Below are 13,693 nucleotides of genomic sequence, written 5' to 3'. Positions count from 1 at the left end.
GTGTCTCCCTGTTCTCGGTCACGCCGGCCGCCGGGCGGCGACCGGTGGTTCAGCCCGCCACCCAGCCCAGCTCGTCCGCGCTGGGCACCAGACCACCGGGCAGCAGCGGGCTCTCCGACGTGCCGAGCGCCTGCATCCGACTGGCCTCGGCCATGACCTCCCGCACCACCGGTGTGCGGAACAGCGTGGACATCCGCTCGCCGGCGGGCGTGCCCGCCGCACCGGCCGCCGCGAACCCGCGCACGAGGTCGCGGCTGGCCGTCGCCATGCGCGTGCGCGCCCCGCCCAGGCCGGGATCACCCGACGCGACACCGCCGACGAGTGTGGCGAACGCCTCCAGGTCCGTATCGCCGATGCCCGTGACCTTGCGCGCGCGCCAGAAGTAGGAGTCCTCGTGCTGCTGCATGTCGTAGAACGCGGTCAGGAACTCGTAGAACACGCGGTACTCGCGGCGGTAGCGGTTCTCGAACTCCGCCATCGCCGCCGCTTCACCGACCTCGCCGGACAGCACGCTGTTGATCGACCGCGCGGCGAGCAGCCCACCGTAGGTCGCCAGGTGCACGCCGGTGGAGAACACCGGGTCCACGAAGCAGGCCGCGTCGCCCACCAGCAGCATCCCGTCGGCGCGGAAGCTGTTCGTGGCGTACGAGTAGTCCTTGCGCACGCGGACCACGCCGTGCGCGCCCTCCGTCACGCGGGTGGCCGCCGACAGGTGGTCGGCCACGATGTCGCAACGGCCGATGAGGTCGAGCAACGCCTGTTCGCGGTCGGCCTGCACGGACGGCGCACGGGTGCGGTGGACGACCGCGCCGACACCGGTCAACTCGTCGGACAGCGGGATGTACCAGCACCAGCCGGCGTCGAAGGCCGCGCACAGGATGTTGCCGCTGTCCGGGCCGGGCAGCCGCGTCCCGCCGTGGAAGTAGCCGAACACGGCGATGTTCCGGAAGAAGTCCGAGTAGTGCCGCGTGCCGCCGGTGGCGGTCCAGAGCCGGCCGGTGCTGCCGGACGCGTCCACCACGTACCGGCCGCGCGCGGTCCGCGTGGTACCGCCCGGGTCGGTGTACCGCACGCCGTCCACGCGCCCGCCGCCGTCCCGCAGCACGGCCGTGACCGCGGACTCCTCGCGGACGTCGACGCCGTGGCGCTCGGCGTTGCGCAGCAGGATCTCGTCGAACACCATCCGGTCGACCTGGTAGGCGTACGAGGTGGGGCCGGCCAGGTTCGGCGAGATGGCGAACAGGAAGTTCCACGCCTCCTCCCCCGCGCCCCAGCGGAAGGTGCCGCCGCGCTTGACCACGAACCCGGCCCGCGCGACCTCGTCGCCGACCTCCAGCAGCCGGCACACGCCGTGCACCGTGGACGGCAGCAACGACTCCCCGATCCGGTAGCGCGGGAACCGCTCCTTCTCCAGCAGCACCACCGAGTGCCCGCGTCGCGCCACCAGCGTCGCCACCGACGAGCCTGCCGGGCCGCCACCCACCACGACCACGTCGAACCGCTCGTCGGTCACCCGCGACCCTCCCGCACGACCAGGTCGGCCCACGCCGCGATGGTCGGCGTCTCGGCCAGCTCGCCGAACGACGTGTCCAGGCCCAGTTCGCGCAACCGCTCCACCAGGTCCACCAGCCGCAGCGAGTCCAGACCGCGGGCCAGCAGGTCCTCGTCGTCCGCCAGCCCGTCGGCCGGTTCGCCGAGCACCGCGGCGACGCGGGCCCGGACGGCTTCGGTCATCATCGGTTCCTTCGTCTCCCTCTCGTGGGCGCGCCGCGCGACCTCCGCGCGCAGTTCGCGCCTGCTCGTCTTCCCGACACCCGTGACGGGGAAGTGGTCCACCACCCGGACCTGGTCGGGCACCTTGAAGTCGGCGACACCGCGGGTGCGGACGAACTGGCGCAGGCCCTGCGCGGTGAGCGTCGCGGACGCGTCACCGGCGGGCACGACGAACGCCAGGCTGCGCTGGCCCAGGTACTCGTCGGGTACGCCGACGACGACCGCGTCCAGCACGTCCGGGTGCGCGCGGAGGTGGTTCTCCACCTCTTCGACGGCGATCTTCTCGCCGCCCCGGTTGATCTGGTCCTTGATCCGGCCGACCACCTCGACGTGCCCGGTCGCGGTGCGCCGCACCAGGTCGCCGGTGCGGTAGAAGCCGTCCGGGGTGAACGCGGTCGCGTTGTGCGCGTCGGCCCGGTAGTAGCCCCGGACGGTGTACGGGCCGCGGGTGAGCAGCGCGCCGACCTCACCCGGCGCGACCTCGGCGTCCGACGGCGCCGCCGGGTCGTCCGGGTCGACCACCCGCAGCTCGTCGTCCGGGGAGATCGGTCGGCCCTGCGTGCCGAACACGACCTCCGGCGGGTCGTCCGCCCGCGTGTAGCAGACCAGCCCCTCCCCCATCCCGTACACCTGCTGGAGCGCGCACCCCAGCGCGGCGGCGACCTGCTCGGCCTGCTCCGGCGCGCACGGCGCGCCACCGACCTGGAGCAGCCGCAGGCTCGACAGGTCGCGCCCGCCGGACGCGGCGGCCCGCGCGTAGGCCCGCGCGAGCTGCGGCACGACCGCCGTCACCGTCACGCGTTCCCGCTCGACCAGCTCGAACGCGGTGGCGGGGAACGGGTCCGGCGCCATCACGGCGGTCGCGCCGGCGTGCAGCGCGCCGAGCACGCCGGGCGAGGACAGCGGGAAGTTGTGGGACACCGGCAGGGCGGCGAGGTAGACGTCGTCCGGGCGCAGACCGCAGATCCGGGCGCTCTCCCGCACGCTGTAGAGGTAGTCGTCGTGGGTGCGCGGGATGAGCTTCGGCAGGCCCGTGCTGCCACCGGAGAGCTGGAGCAGCGCCACACCGCCCGGATCGGGGTCGGCCAGGTCGCGTGGCGGCGCGGTCACCTCGGCCAGGTCGGTGGTGCCCGCCACCCGCCCGCCCGCGACGACCACGTGGCGCACCGAGGGCACGGTGGCGGCGACCCGCCGGGCGGCGGCGGCGCGCTCCGGGCCGGCGGTCACGACCGCGACCGCCCCGGCGGTACCGGCGAAGTGCCGCAGCTCCGCCTCGCGGTGCGCGGGCAGCGCCAACACCGGCCACGCGCCCGCTCGGGACAGGCCGAACAGGACGGGCAGGAAGTCCGCGTCGTTGGGCAGTTGCAGCACGACCCGGTCACCGGGCCGGACGCCCAGCGCGTGCCAGCCGGCGGCGAGGCGGTGCGCCCGGTCGTCCAGCTCGCGGTACGTGAGCCGCACCGACCCGCCGACCACGGCCGTGCGGTCGGCGTGCGCACCGGCCAGTTCGGACAGCAGCGCGCCGAACGTCCGGCCCCGCCAGTACCCGGCCGCCCGGTAGCGCGCCGCGAGATCGTCCGGCCACGGCGTGTGCGCCACACCGCTCGCGCGTCCCATCACGGCTCCTCGGATCTCGGTCCCCCCGGTGCTGGGCGCAGCGTGCCACAGGGGCGGTGACGGGGCAGGCGTCCGCAACCACAGCCACCCCATCGTGTGGATTCACGCAGGACTACCCGTTCGGACCCGGCACGTCCGGCGGTCTCGGGTCGGGGCGCGGGGCGCGGCGGGTCGTTCGGCGCTACGTCACGCGCGTTGGGCCGTTCCGGCAATCCCTTGTCATCCCATGCGGTTGTGGTGACCGGCGGTCGGCGGCACGCACCGGGCCGCCGCGCCGGCCGCGGGCTTCCCGGGGAGCCGGAGCAGCGGTATCCGTTCAACCACGGCCCACCCGAGGAGCACCATGACCGTTCCCACCTGTCGGTTCGACACACGCACCCCGCCCGGGACGTCGAGGCTCGCCGTCGTCCACCACGGCGGCGCGGGGGCGCCGCCGGAGCTGGTCCGCGGCACACCCCACCTGTGGCTGCACACCGACCCGGCGTCCGGGTTCACCGAGACCTGGAGCACCCCCGGACCGGTCCATTCAGGACAGTGCGACGGCCTGGTCTACGCGCACACCCGGGACAACCTCTTCCTGTCCGGTCACGTGCCCGCGCGCGGCCGGTACGCGGAAGCGACCGAACGCGCCTACTCGGCGGCGTTCGAACTGGCGCTGGGCCTGGGTTTCCCCGGGTTGTTCCGGATGTGGAACCTGGTGCAGGACGTGAACGGCGAGAACGACGCGGGTGTGGAGAACTACCGCGACTTCTGCGTCGGGCGCGCCGAGGCGTTCGACCGGTACCGCCGCCGCGGCATCGTGATGCCCGCCGCGACGGGGATCGGCGCCCGCGGCGGCGGGGTGACGTTCTACCTGCTGGCCACGCGTTCCGCCGCCGTCACGCACCTGGAGAACCCGTGGCAGGTCGCCGCGTACCACTACCCGCGCCGCTACGGGCCGCGCCCGCCGAGCTTCGCGAGGGCGAGCTGGGTCTGCCCCGACCCGACCACGCCCGGCCGGGGCGTGCTGCACGTCGCGGGCACGGCGAGCGTCGTCGGCCACACCAGCCTGCACCCGGGCGACGTCGAGCGGCAGTGCGACGTGGCGCTGCGCAACGTCGAGACCCTGATCGGCCGCGCCAACACCGCGCGTTACCGCGTCCACACCGACCTGTCCCTGGCGGACCTGCGCGCGATCAAGGTCTACGTGCGCCGCGCCCGCGACCTCGACGCGGTCCGCGCCCGCTGCGCCCGCGCGTTCGGGCTCGGCGCGGAGGTCGCGTTCGTCGTGGCCGACATCTGCCGCCGCGAGCTGCTGGTCGAGATCGAGGGCGTGGTGCCCGCGGCCGGGTGAGCGATCCGCCGCCTCGTCAGGTCACGGGCTTGCGCAGCACCACGGCGGTGGCCACCGCCGTGACCGCGAGGATCGCCGCCGCCACCGCGCCGGTGACGTGGATGCCGCCGACGAACGCCGAGAACGCCTGTTCCCGCAACGCGTTCCCGTCGGCCTCGGGCAGGTCGGCCGCGACGCCCAGCGCACCCGCGATGCCGGTCGCGGCCTCGTCCGGCGCGCCGACCACGCCGGTGCGGTAGGCGGCGAGCAGGACGCTGCCCAGCAACGCGACGCCGAGCGCGGCGCCGAGTTCGTAGCCGGTCTCGGACACCGCGGACGCCGCGCCCGCCCGGTCCTCGGGCGCGGCGCTCAGCACGGCGTCGTTGGTCAACGGCTCCACCAACCCCATGCCGAAACACACGAAGGTGAAGGCGATCGCGGCGTAGACCGCCTGCCTGCCGTCGGGCAGCAGCGTGAACATCACGAAACCGGCGGCCATCAGGACCAGGCCCGTCACGAGCGCGCCGGTCGGTGCGAACCACCTCGCCGCCGGTGCCGCGAGGAAGCTCGCCCCGATCGCCGACAGCAGGCCCGGCACCAGCACCAGGCCGGCGGCGAACGGCGTGAGGCCGAGGACGAGCTGGAGGTACTGAGTCAGGAAGAACAACGCGGCGACCATCGCGAACAGCGTGATCAGGTTGAGCAGCACGCCGACGCTGAACCGGCGGATCGCGAACAGGCCGATGTCCAGCAGCGGTTCCTCCAGCCGCAGTTGGCGGCGCACGAAGAGGACACCGCTCGCGACACCGGCCAGGACCAGGACGGCGGCCAGGGGGTCGGGGCCGTGCTCGGCGAACGACTTGACGCCGTAGACCGCCGGGAACATCGCGGCGGCCAGCAGCAGCACGCTCACCGGGTCGAGGCGGCCGGGCCGGGCCGCCTTCGACTCCCGCACCAGCACCGGTGCGAGGAACACCAGCAGGACGGTGATCGGCACGTTGACGACGAACAGCGAACCCCACCAGAAGAACTCCAGCAGGGCACCGCCCAGCAACGGCCCGAGCGCCGACCCCGCCGCCAGCGCCGAGGACCACACCGCGATGGCGGTCTGCCGCTGCCGCCGGTCGGGGAACGTGCTGCGGATCAGCGACAGGGTCGAGGGCATGAGCGTCGCGCCGGCCACGCCGAGCAGGGCGCGTGCCGCGATCAGCACGCCGGTGTCGGGCGCGAACGCCGTGATCAGCGAGGCGACGCCGAACCCGGCGGCGCCGAGCACCAGCAGGCGGCGGCGGCCGATCCGGTCGCCCAGCGCGCCCATCGTCACCAGCAGGGCCGCGAGCACGAACGAGTAGGTGTCGACGACCCAGAGCAGGCCGACCGAGCCGACGCCGAGGTCGCGGCTGATGTGCGGCACGGCGAAGCTGAGGACGGTCATGTCGACGGAGATCAGCAGGACGGGCAGGGTGAGCACGACCAGCCCGGCCCACTCCCGCGCGCCCGCCCGCGGTGCCGGGGCGTCGACCTGCCCGGTGGCCGTTCGCCCGCCCGACGTGCTTCCCGGATCCGCGGAGTGGGGGTGGTGCGGCGGGTCGCCCATGCGGCGATGCTATCGAGCAGATGGGGAAAGCCCAGCCGATTATTCGCGCCCGGGTGTACTGCCAACTGGGGGCCGGCACGGTCTGGTGGGCGGAGTCGGGCGGGCGGCGGGCGCGGGCGAGACGGAGCGCGGACCGGGTGCGGGCAGAGCGCGGGCGCGGACGCGGCACGGCGCGGCACGGCGCGGCACGGCAAGGCGCGGCACGGCAAGGCGGGCGAGGCATGGCGGGTGCGGCACGGCGAGTGCGGCGAGTGCGGCGCGGCGGGCGGGGCCGGCGCGGCGCGGCGAGGCGAGGTGCGGCGAGGTCTGGCGCGAGCAAGGCGCGGTGCCGCGAGGTCGGCGTCGACCTGGAGCGCCGGGCTGACCGCTCCCCCGGCCGGCGGTCCCCGGGCGGCCGGTCGGCAGCGACCGGGCGGTGGCCGGAGATGCCAAGGGCGACAACGGGTCCGCGCTTCCACCGAAGCACCAACCGCCGATGCTCCACACCGCGCCCGGCTCGGCGGTATCCCCGGCTTCGGGGGGTGACACCCCTCGCCGGCGTGGAGTTCGGTGACCGTAGGTGGCCGCCCGCTACACGATGGCGTGACCGGTTCGGCGCGGTATTGGCACGGCGCGCGGGTGCTGCTTGCATCGGACCGGAGGCCGTGGGGCGGGCGGGGGAAGGCCCACTCCGGCGACAGGGGGACGTGGTGAAGCTCGGCGAGATGCGGCGGTTCCGGCGGGACCCGTACGCCTACATCGAAGACCTCCGGCTCCGGGAGCCCGGCGTCGCCCGGCTCCCGTGGGGCGGCTGGTGCGTGAGCGACCCGGAGCTGGCTCAGGCGCTGCTGCGCGCCCACGAGTTCAACGGCGACCGGTCTGGCTTCTTCGGCGAGCTGCTGCCGTCCCGGTCGGCGCAGGTCGTCGTCGGCCGCGCGGTGCGCGACGCCGTCCGCGAGCGCGTCGGCGAGTACCGCGCCCGGCTCGCGGTGGAGGTCGCGGCACTGCCGGCGACCACCCGGTGGCCCGCCACCGGCACCCGGCTGGTGCACCGGTGCCTGGCCGACGTGCTGCTGCACCCAGCCGACGCGCCACCGGAGGTCCGTCGACTGCTGGCGGACGCGGTGCGCGGCGGTGTGCTGTTGCGCGCGCCCCGCGTCTGGCAGCGGGCGCGGGCGGAGTTGTTGCGGGGCAGGCTGGTGGCCGCGCTCACCGAGCTGGTGGCCCGGCGGCGGGCGGATCGCGGGCAGCGCGACGTGCTGGACGCCGTGCTCGCCGCGGCACCGGCGGAACTGCCGGACCGGGCCGCGGCCGAGTTGTACGTGCTGTTGTTCCGGTCCGTCGTCGCACCGGTCGGCTGCTCGCTGGCGTGGTCGGTGCTGCTGGCGTGCCTGCACCACCCGGACGGGCCGTGGCCGTGGCCCGCCGACTGGGTCGTGCGCGAGGCGCTGCGGCACCGCCCGATGGCCTGGATGGTCGGCCGCACGGTGCCGCGCCCCACCGAGTTCGGCGGCATCCCGTTCCCGGCGGGCGAGGTGCTGTCGGTCAGCCCCTACCTGCTGCACCACGACGAGCACCGCTGGCCGGAGGCCGCCGCGTTCCGACCCGAGCGGTGGGGTGACGGTGGTGCGCGCGGCCCCTACCTGCCGTTCGGCGCGGGACCGTTCACCTGCGCCGGCGCGTCGGTCGCGCAACTGCTGGTCGCCGAGGCGCTGACCGCTCTCGGCGAGCACGCGCACCTGAGCGTCACGGGTGGCGACACCCGGCCGGTGATGGCCGACGGCGCCGTACCGCGCCCGTTCACCCTGCACCGCCGACCCTGATCGCAAGCCGCACCGCCGGAAGGGGGTGAACACCATGCTGCGTCGCATCTTCACGAACAAGCCCGCCCGCCGCTGGAACTGGGCGTAACGGGTGAACCCGGTGGTCCGCACGCCGTGCGGGCCACCGGGCCGCCGGCGTGCCATCCTGGGTCGCGACAGCGGATCGGGAGGTGGGTGTGGCGCGCAAGGGCGGTGGCGGGTTGGCGCTGTACGTGGCGCTGCTGGTGGCGGTGGTCATCCTCGTGCCGCCGGTCCGGCAGGCGTTCCTGGACCTCATCGCGCCGCTGCTCGGCGCGCTGCGCGACCTCAACCCGCTCCGGGCCTGAGTCAGACCGCGTGGTGCGCGCGCAGGTTCTGCGCCAGCGTCCAGAACACCGGGAAGTTCGGGATGTCCCCGATCGGGTACGTCGCCGGTGTGCCGCCCCGCGCGCCCAGGAACAGGTGACCCCCGCCGATCGACAGCACGTCGACGTCCTGCCACGGCACGACGCCCTTCGGCGTGGCGACCGCGGCGGCGGTGACGGTCAGCGCGCCGAACTCCACGGGCCGGCCGGCGTTGACCTCCGCCACCGCGATCGGCAGGCGGCGGTTGGCGACCTGCTCCTCCAGGACGGGGCCGAGGTCGAGGATGTCGTTGCGCAGCGGCTTGTCCTGCCGTTCGCCGCCCTCGAACACGACGTGCGTGCCGTCCTCCCGGACGAGCCGGAACACGTAACCGGTGAAGGCGTGCTGCCCGTTGACGTAAGTGTCGGTCGCGACGCGGTGGACGGCGGTGAAGTCGTCCCACCGGAACGCCCGCGGGCCACCGCCACCACCCGGCAGCACGAAACCGTCCCGGTGCACGTAGACGCGGTGGCGGTCGTCGACCTTCGACTTGTCGTCCCGGAACAGGACGGCCAGGAACACCCCCACGCCGACCGCCAGCACGGCGACGCCGACACCGACGGCCAGGCCGGGTATCCCGGTGGCCCACCAGATGACGACCATGACCAGCAGCGGCAGCGACACACCCACCAGCGCCAGCACGCCGTTGCGCAGCTGCCGGCGCTTGGCCTTCGCCACCTCGTCGGCGGCGAGGACCCGGTGGCGCACCCGGTGCACCGCCAGCACGTCGCCCAGGCGGCTCACCCCGGCCACGTGCGCCACCTCTAACGGAACCGGTTCGTCGTCCGGAGAAGGACCCAACATCCGCGCTCCTCAGTACGGGACCCGTCGGCGTGCGACACCGGGGCAACCGTACCGTCCCACAGCCCGGTCCGGGTTCGCAGGCGATCACGTGATCCACCGGCGGCACACCACCGGGACGTGACCACGATCACGCCGGGAGTGTCCGATGTGGACTGTCGGTCGACCGCACCGCTTCGGCGGTGGGCGTGCCGGTGATGTCGGCGACCCGCCCCTGGAAGAGGACCCGGCCGCCGTGCCTGCCGGGGCCGGGTCCGAGGTCGATCAGCCAGTCGGCCTGCCGGATGACGTCCGGGTGGTGCTCGATGACGACGACGCTGTGGCCGTGGTCCACCAGGTCGCCGAGGACGCCCAGCAGGGTGTCGACATCACGCAGGTGCAGGCCGGTGGTGGGCTCGTCCAGCACGTAGAGCGCCGGGCCGTCGGTGTCGCGGAGTTCCTTCGCGATCTTCACGCGCTGGCACTCGCCGCCGGACAGGGTGGAGAGGGGTTGGCCCAACCGGAGGTAGCCGAGGCCGACCGCGGCCAGGTGGCCCAGTGCCCTCCGGATCGCCGGGTCGGGCAGGCGGCGGACGGCGTCGCCGATGGTCAGGTCGTCCACGTCGGCGATGGAGAGCCCGTCCACCTTGTGCCGCAGCACTTCCGGCGTGAAGCGCCGCCCACCGCACGTCCGGCAGACCGTCTCCTGGCCGTCCATGAACGCCAGGTCGGTGTAGATGACGCCGGCGCCCTGGCAGTCGGGGCACGCGCCGCCGGAGTTGGCGCTGAACAGGCTCGCCGGCACGTTGTTGTGACGCGCGAACAGCTTCCGGATGGGCGTGGCGACACCGGTGTAGGTGATGGGCGTCGAACGGCGGTTGGCGCTCACCGGCTTCTGGTCGATCACCACGGCCTCGTGCCGGGCCACGAGTTCGGCGGCGAGGCTCGACTTGCCCGATCCCGCGACACCGGTCAACGCGGTCATGACCCCGGTCGGGATGTCGACGGTCACGTTCTTCAGGTTGTTGCGGGTGGCGTTGGCGATCGTGACGGTTCCACGCGGTGTGCGCGGCACCGCCTTGACGGGGCGCTGCCGCGACAGCGCGACGGCCGTGGGCGTGCCGGCTCGCCGGAGTTGGCGGTAGGTGCCCTGGAACACCAGGGCGCCGCCCTCCTCACCCACCCCCGGGCCGATCTCGACCACCTGGTCGGCGATCGCCATCACGGCCGGGTCGTGCTCCACGACGAGGACGCTGTTGCCCTTGTCGCGCAGCCGTTCCAGCAGCGCCGTCATCGACGGCACGTCCCGCGGGTGCAGGCCGACCGTGGGCTCGTCGAAGACGTAGAGCATTTCGACCAGGCTGCTGCCGAGGTGCTTGACGGTCTTGACGCGCTGCGACTCGCCACCGGACAACGTCGTGGTGGCGCGCCCGAGGTGGAGGTAGCCCAGCCCGATGGCGACCAGGGCGTCGAGGCGGTCCCGCAACGCGGCCACGACCGGCGCGACACCCGGTTCCCGCACGCCGGCCACCAGGTCGGCCAGTTCGCTGATCTCCAGCCGCGCCAGCTCGCCGATGGTGCGGCCGAGCACGGTCGCGGTCCGGCTCTCCCGGTTCAGCCGGTCGCCTGCGCACTCGGGACACGTGGCGGAGCGGGTGAAGCGGGCCAGGGCGGCGCGCTTGCGCTCCGACATGTCGTCCGAGGTGTGCAGGTACACCCGCTCGAACCGCTCGACCACGCCTTCGTAGTCCTTCGGCGGCCTGGTGCCGAGGCGGGCGGCGTGCTCACCGCCGAACAGCAGCGCGTCCCGCTCGGCCGGTGACCAGTCGCGCAGCGGGGTGTCCGGGTCGAACGAGCCGATGTCGGCGTACTGGGCGTACCAGTAGCCGCCCGCGCCGAAGCCGGGCAGCAGGACGGCGCCGTCCTTGAGCGACCGGTCCAGGTCCAGGAACCGGTCCACCGCGCTGACCACCACTTCGCCCAGGCCCGAGCACGTCGGGCACATGCCCGCCGGGTCGTTGAACGAGAAGTGGTTCGACTCGCCGACGTGCGGCGTGCCCACCCTGGAGAACAGCAGCCGGAGGTAGGTCCAGGCGTCGGTGGTCGTGCCGACCGTGGAACGGGCGTTGCCGCCGAGGCGCCGCTGGTCGATCACCACCACCGGGGACAGGCCGTCGATCCGGTCGACCTCGGGCCGCGCCCACTTCGGCAGCCGGTTGCGGGTGAACGGCGGGAAGGTCTCGTTGAGCTGGTGCCCCGCCTCCGCCGCGATCGTGTCGAACACCAGTGAGGACTTGCCCGACCCGGACGGCCCCACGAACACCACCACCCGCCCACGCGGCACGTCGACGTCGAGCGACTTCAGGTTGTTCGTCCGGGCTCCCCGGATCCGGATAACGCGTTCCGCCATGTCCCGACCGTATGGCGGGATGTGGCCGGATCCTGACCGCGATCGGCGTGACAATGGGGTCATGGCCGACGTCACGCGACGAGCGCTCGCCCTGCTCGCGGCGCTCCAGACGGGCCGGGCGTTCCCCGGCGACGAACTCGCGGCCCGCCTCGGCGTCAGCCCGCGCACGCTGCGCCGCGACGTCGACCGCCTGCGGGGTTACGGCTACCCGGTGGTGACCCAGCCCGGTCCGGGCGGCCACTACCGGCTCGCCGCGGGCACCGCGATGCCACCGCTGCTGCTGGACGACGACGAGGCCGTGGCGACGCTGCTGGGACTGGCGACCCTCGCGGCCACCGGCAGCTCGGGCGAGGGCAGCCTGGACGACGCGGCCACCCGCGCCTACGGCAAGGTCGACCAGTACCTGCCCAGGAGGCTCCGACCGCGAGCCGCTGCCCTGCGTGCCGGTCTGGAAACCGGCCGGTCCGCCGCGCCGAGCACCAGCGCCGGCACGCTGGGCGTGATCGCCGAGGCGATCCACCGGCGGCGGCCGGTGACGTTCGACTACACCGACTCGGCGGGCACGGCCACCACGCGCCGGGTGGAGCCGCACCGGCAGATCCACCAGCACCTCCGCTGGTACCTGCTGGGCTGGGACACCGACAAGCAGGACTGGCGCGTGTTCCGCACCGACCGCGTCACCGACCTGCGGCAGCAGAGCCGGACCTTCACCCCGCGCCCGCTGCCCGCCGACTCGGGCGTCGACTACCTCCGGCGTGGTTTGGACAAGCAGCGGCAGCGGGTCGTGCTGACGGTGGACGCACCGATGGCCGCGGTGGCGGACGTGTTCAAGTACCAGGACGTCGAACTCACGCCCGCGGCCGACGGCGGCACGCGGGCCGTGCTCGGGCAGGACACCTGGCAGTGGCTGTTGCCGCACCTGGCCTTCCTCGACGCCGACTTCACCATCCACGAGCCGGCCGGGTTCCGCGCGGCGTGCCGCCGGTTCGCCGACCGGCTCAAGCGGTAGCGGCGGCCGGTCCACAGGGGACCGGTGGCGCGGCACCGCGCCGGCCGGGGCGATCCGCTCCCCTACCCGGGGGGCGTGGAGCAGCCCGCTCCCGACCCAGCGGGCGCGGAACCCGTGGGGCAACTCGCCCCCGACCCGGCAAGAACTCGCGGAGCAGCCCGCTCCCGACCCGGCAAGCGTCGAACTCGCCGAGCAGCCCGCCCCCGACCCGGCGCTTGGAACTCGCGAGGCATCACGAGCCGCCGGCCGTCGAACACCGCGGGCGTAGAGCGTGGCCGACCGGAAGGCATGGGTCCTCCCATACCGGAAGGCAAGGACGACGCGCGACCACGGGGGGACGCGGCGCGCGAGTTGATCTTTGTAACCTCTGCGCCATGTGGAGAACCCCTGTTGTTCAAGCGATCCCGGTTGAGGACGTGCCCGACGTCAGCGCGGAGCTGTACCTCGACTTCGCCGGGTTCGGCGCGGCGAGCCCCGAGCCGGTGCGGGTGCTGGGCGCGATCGCGACGGAGGCGGTCATCGGTGTGTTCGCGGTCCTGTTCCTGCTGCTGTGGTGGCGCGCGCGGCGCGGGTCGGCGGCGGCGATGGCGCGGGCCGTCCTCGCGCCGGTGGTGACCGTGCTCGCCTACGCGGTGAGCGAGACCGTAAAGGAGGTGTGGCAGGAGGACCGGCCGTGCCGCGCGCTGGGCGACGTGGCGACGATCGTCGCCTGCCCCGAGTTCGGCGACTGGTCGTTCCCCAGCAACCACTCCACCATCGCGGGCGCCGCCGCCGTCGCGATCCTCTGGTCCGGGGTGCGGCTCGGCGTGCTCGCGCTCGGCCTCGCCGGGTTGGCCGCCGCCTCGCGGGTGTTCGTCGGCGTGCACTACCCGCACGACGTGGTGGCGGGACTGGCGCTGGGCGCGGCGGTCGCCCTGGTGCTGCCGGTGGTGGCACGCGCCTTGACGCCGGCGGTCGACCGGCTGCGGGCCAACAGCGCGGGCGGCGCGTTGCTCGGTGGGAGATGATC

10 protein-coding genes are annotated in these 13,693 nt (G+C 74.1%); 5 read left to right on the top strand and 5 right to left on the bottom strand.

Annotated elements, in window-relative coordinates:
• Positions 1–49: 49 nt before the first annotated feature.
• Positions 50–1,513, bottom strand: a complete 1,464-nt coding sequence (locus KZQ38_RS24260) for an FAD-dependent oxidoreductase (RefSeq protein WP_219444795.1) — start codon at positions 1,511–1,513, stop codon at positions 50–52.
• A complete protein-coding gene (locus tag KZQ38_RS24255; protein ID WP_219444794.1) occupies positions 1,510–3,390 on the bottom strand; it encodes an AMP-binding protein in 1,881 nt (626 codons plus the stop codon). The genes KZQ38_RS24260 and KZQ38_RS24255 overlap by 4 nt, the downstream gene beginning before the upstream one ends.
• A gap of 343 nt (positions 3,391–3,733) precedes the next feature.
• On the opposite strand from KZQ38_RS24255, the gene KZQ38_RS24250 reads away from it, so the two are divergent.
• Positions 3,734–4,723, top strand: a complete 990-nt coding sequence (locus KZQ38_RS24250) for an FkbO/Hyg5 family chorismatase (RefSeq protein WP_219444793.1) — start codon at positions 3,734–3,736, stop codon at positions 4,721–4,723.
• Between the two features lie 16 nt (positions 4,724–4,739).
• Here the strand turns inward: KZQ38_RS24250 and KZQ38_RS24245 are convergent, their stop codons facing one another.
• Complete coding sequence (locus tag KZQ38_RS24245) at positions 4,740–6,299, bottom strand: MFS transporter (RefSeq protein WP_219444792.1); 1,560 nt, start codon at positions 6,297–6,299, stop codon at positions 4,740–4,742.
• Between the two features lie 689 nt (positions 6,300–6,988).
• Here KZQ38_RS24245 and KZQ38_RS24240 point away from each other — a divergent pair.
• Both KZQ38_RS24240 and KZQ38_RS24235 read left to right on the top strand, forming a co-directional pair.
• The gene (locus KZQ38_RS24240) at positions 6,989–8,101 is read left to right on the top strand and encodes a cytochrome P450 (protein WP_219444791.1); all 1,113 of its coding nucleotides are present in this window, start codon (positions 6,989–6,991) and stop codon (positions 8,099–8,101) included.
• Positions 8,102–8,277: 176 nt separating this feature from the next.
• Positions 8,278–8,427 carry a hypothetical protein gene (locus KZQ38_RS24235; RefSeq protein WP_257902254.1) on the top strand — a complete coding sequence of 50 codons (150 nt, stop codon included), beginning with the start codon at positions 8,278–8,280 and terminating at the stop codon, positions 8,425–8,427.
• Between the two features lies 1 nt (position 8,428).
• On the opposite strand, the gene KZQ38_RS24230 is transcribed toward KZQ38_RS24235, so the two are convergent.
• Entirely contained in the window at positions 8,429–9,289 is an 861-nt protein-coding gene (locus tag KZQ38_RS24230; protein WP_219444789.1) for a DUF6585 family protein, read from the bottom strand.
• 127 nt (positions 9,290–9,416) lie between these two features.
• Positions 9,417–11,675 (bottom strand): ATP-binding cassette domain-containing protein, encoded by a 2,259-nt coding sequence (locus KZQ38_RS24225; RefSeq protein ID WP_219444787.1) that lies wholly within the window; start codon positions 11,673–11,675, stop codon positions 9,417–9,419.
• A 61-nt stretch (positions 11,676–11,736) separates the two neighbouring features.
• On the opposite strand from KZQ38_RS24225, the gene KZQ38_RS24220 reads away from it, so the two are divergent.
• Both KZQ38_RS24220 and KZQ38_RS24215 read left to right on the top strand, forming a co-directional pair.
• Positions 11,737–12,684: a helix-turn-helix transcriptional regulator gene (locus KZQ38_RS24220; protein WP_219444785.1), complete on the top strand. Its 948-nt coding sequence runs from the start codon at positions 11,737–11,739 to the stop codon at positions 12,682–12,684.
• 374 nt (positions 12,685–13,058) lie between these two features.
• Complete coding sequence (locus KZQ38_RS24215; RefSeq protein WP_219444783.1) at positions 13,059–13,691, top strand: phosphatase PAP2 family protein; 633 nt, start codon at positions 13,059–13,061, stop codon at positions 13,689–13,691.
• The last annotated feature ends 2 nt before the right edge of the window (positions 13,692–13,693 follow it).

Origin of the sequence: Saccharothrix obliqua (assembly GCF_019375475.1) — a bacterium.
Lineage (GTDB): Bacteria > Actinomycetota > Actinomycetes > Mycobacteriales > Pseudonocardiaceae > Actinosynnema > Actinosynnema obliqua.
Note: the sequence above shows the minus strand (reverse complement) of the source record. Positions and strands in the feature narration are given on the sequence as shown.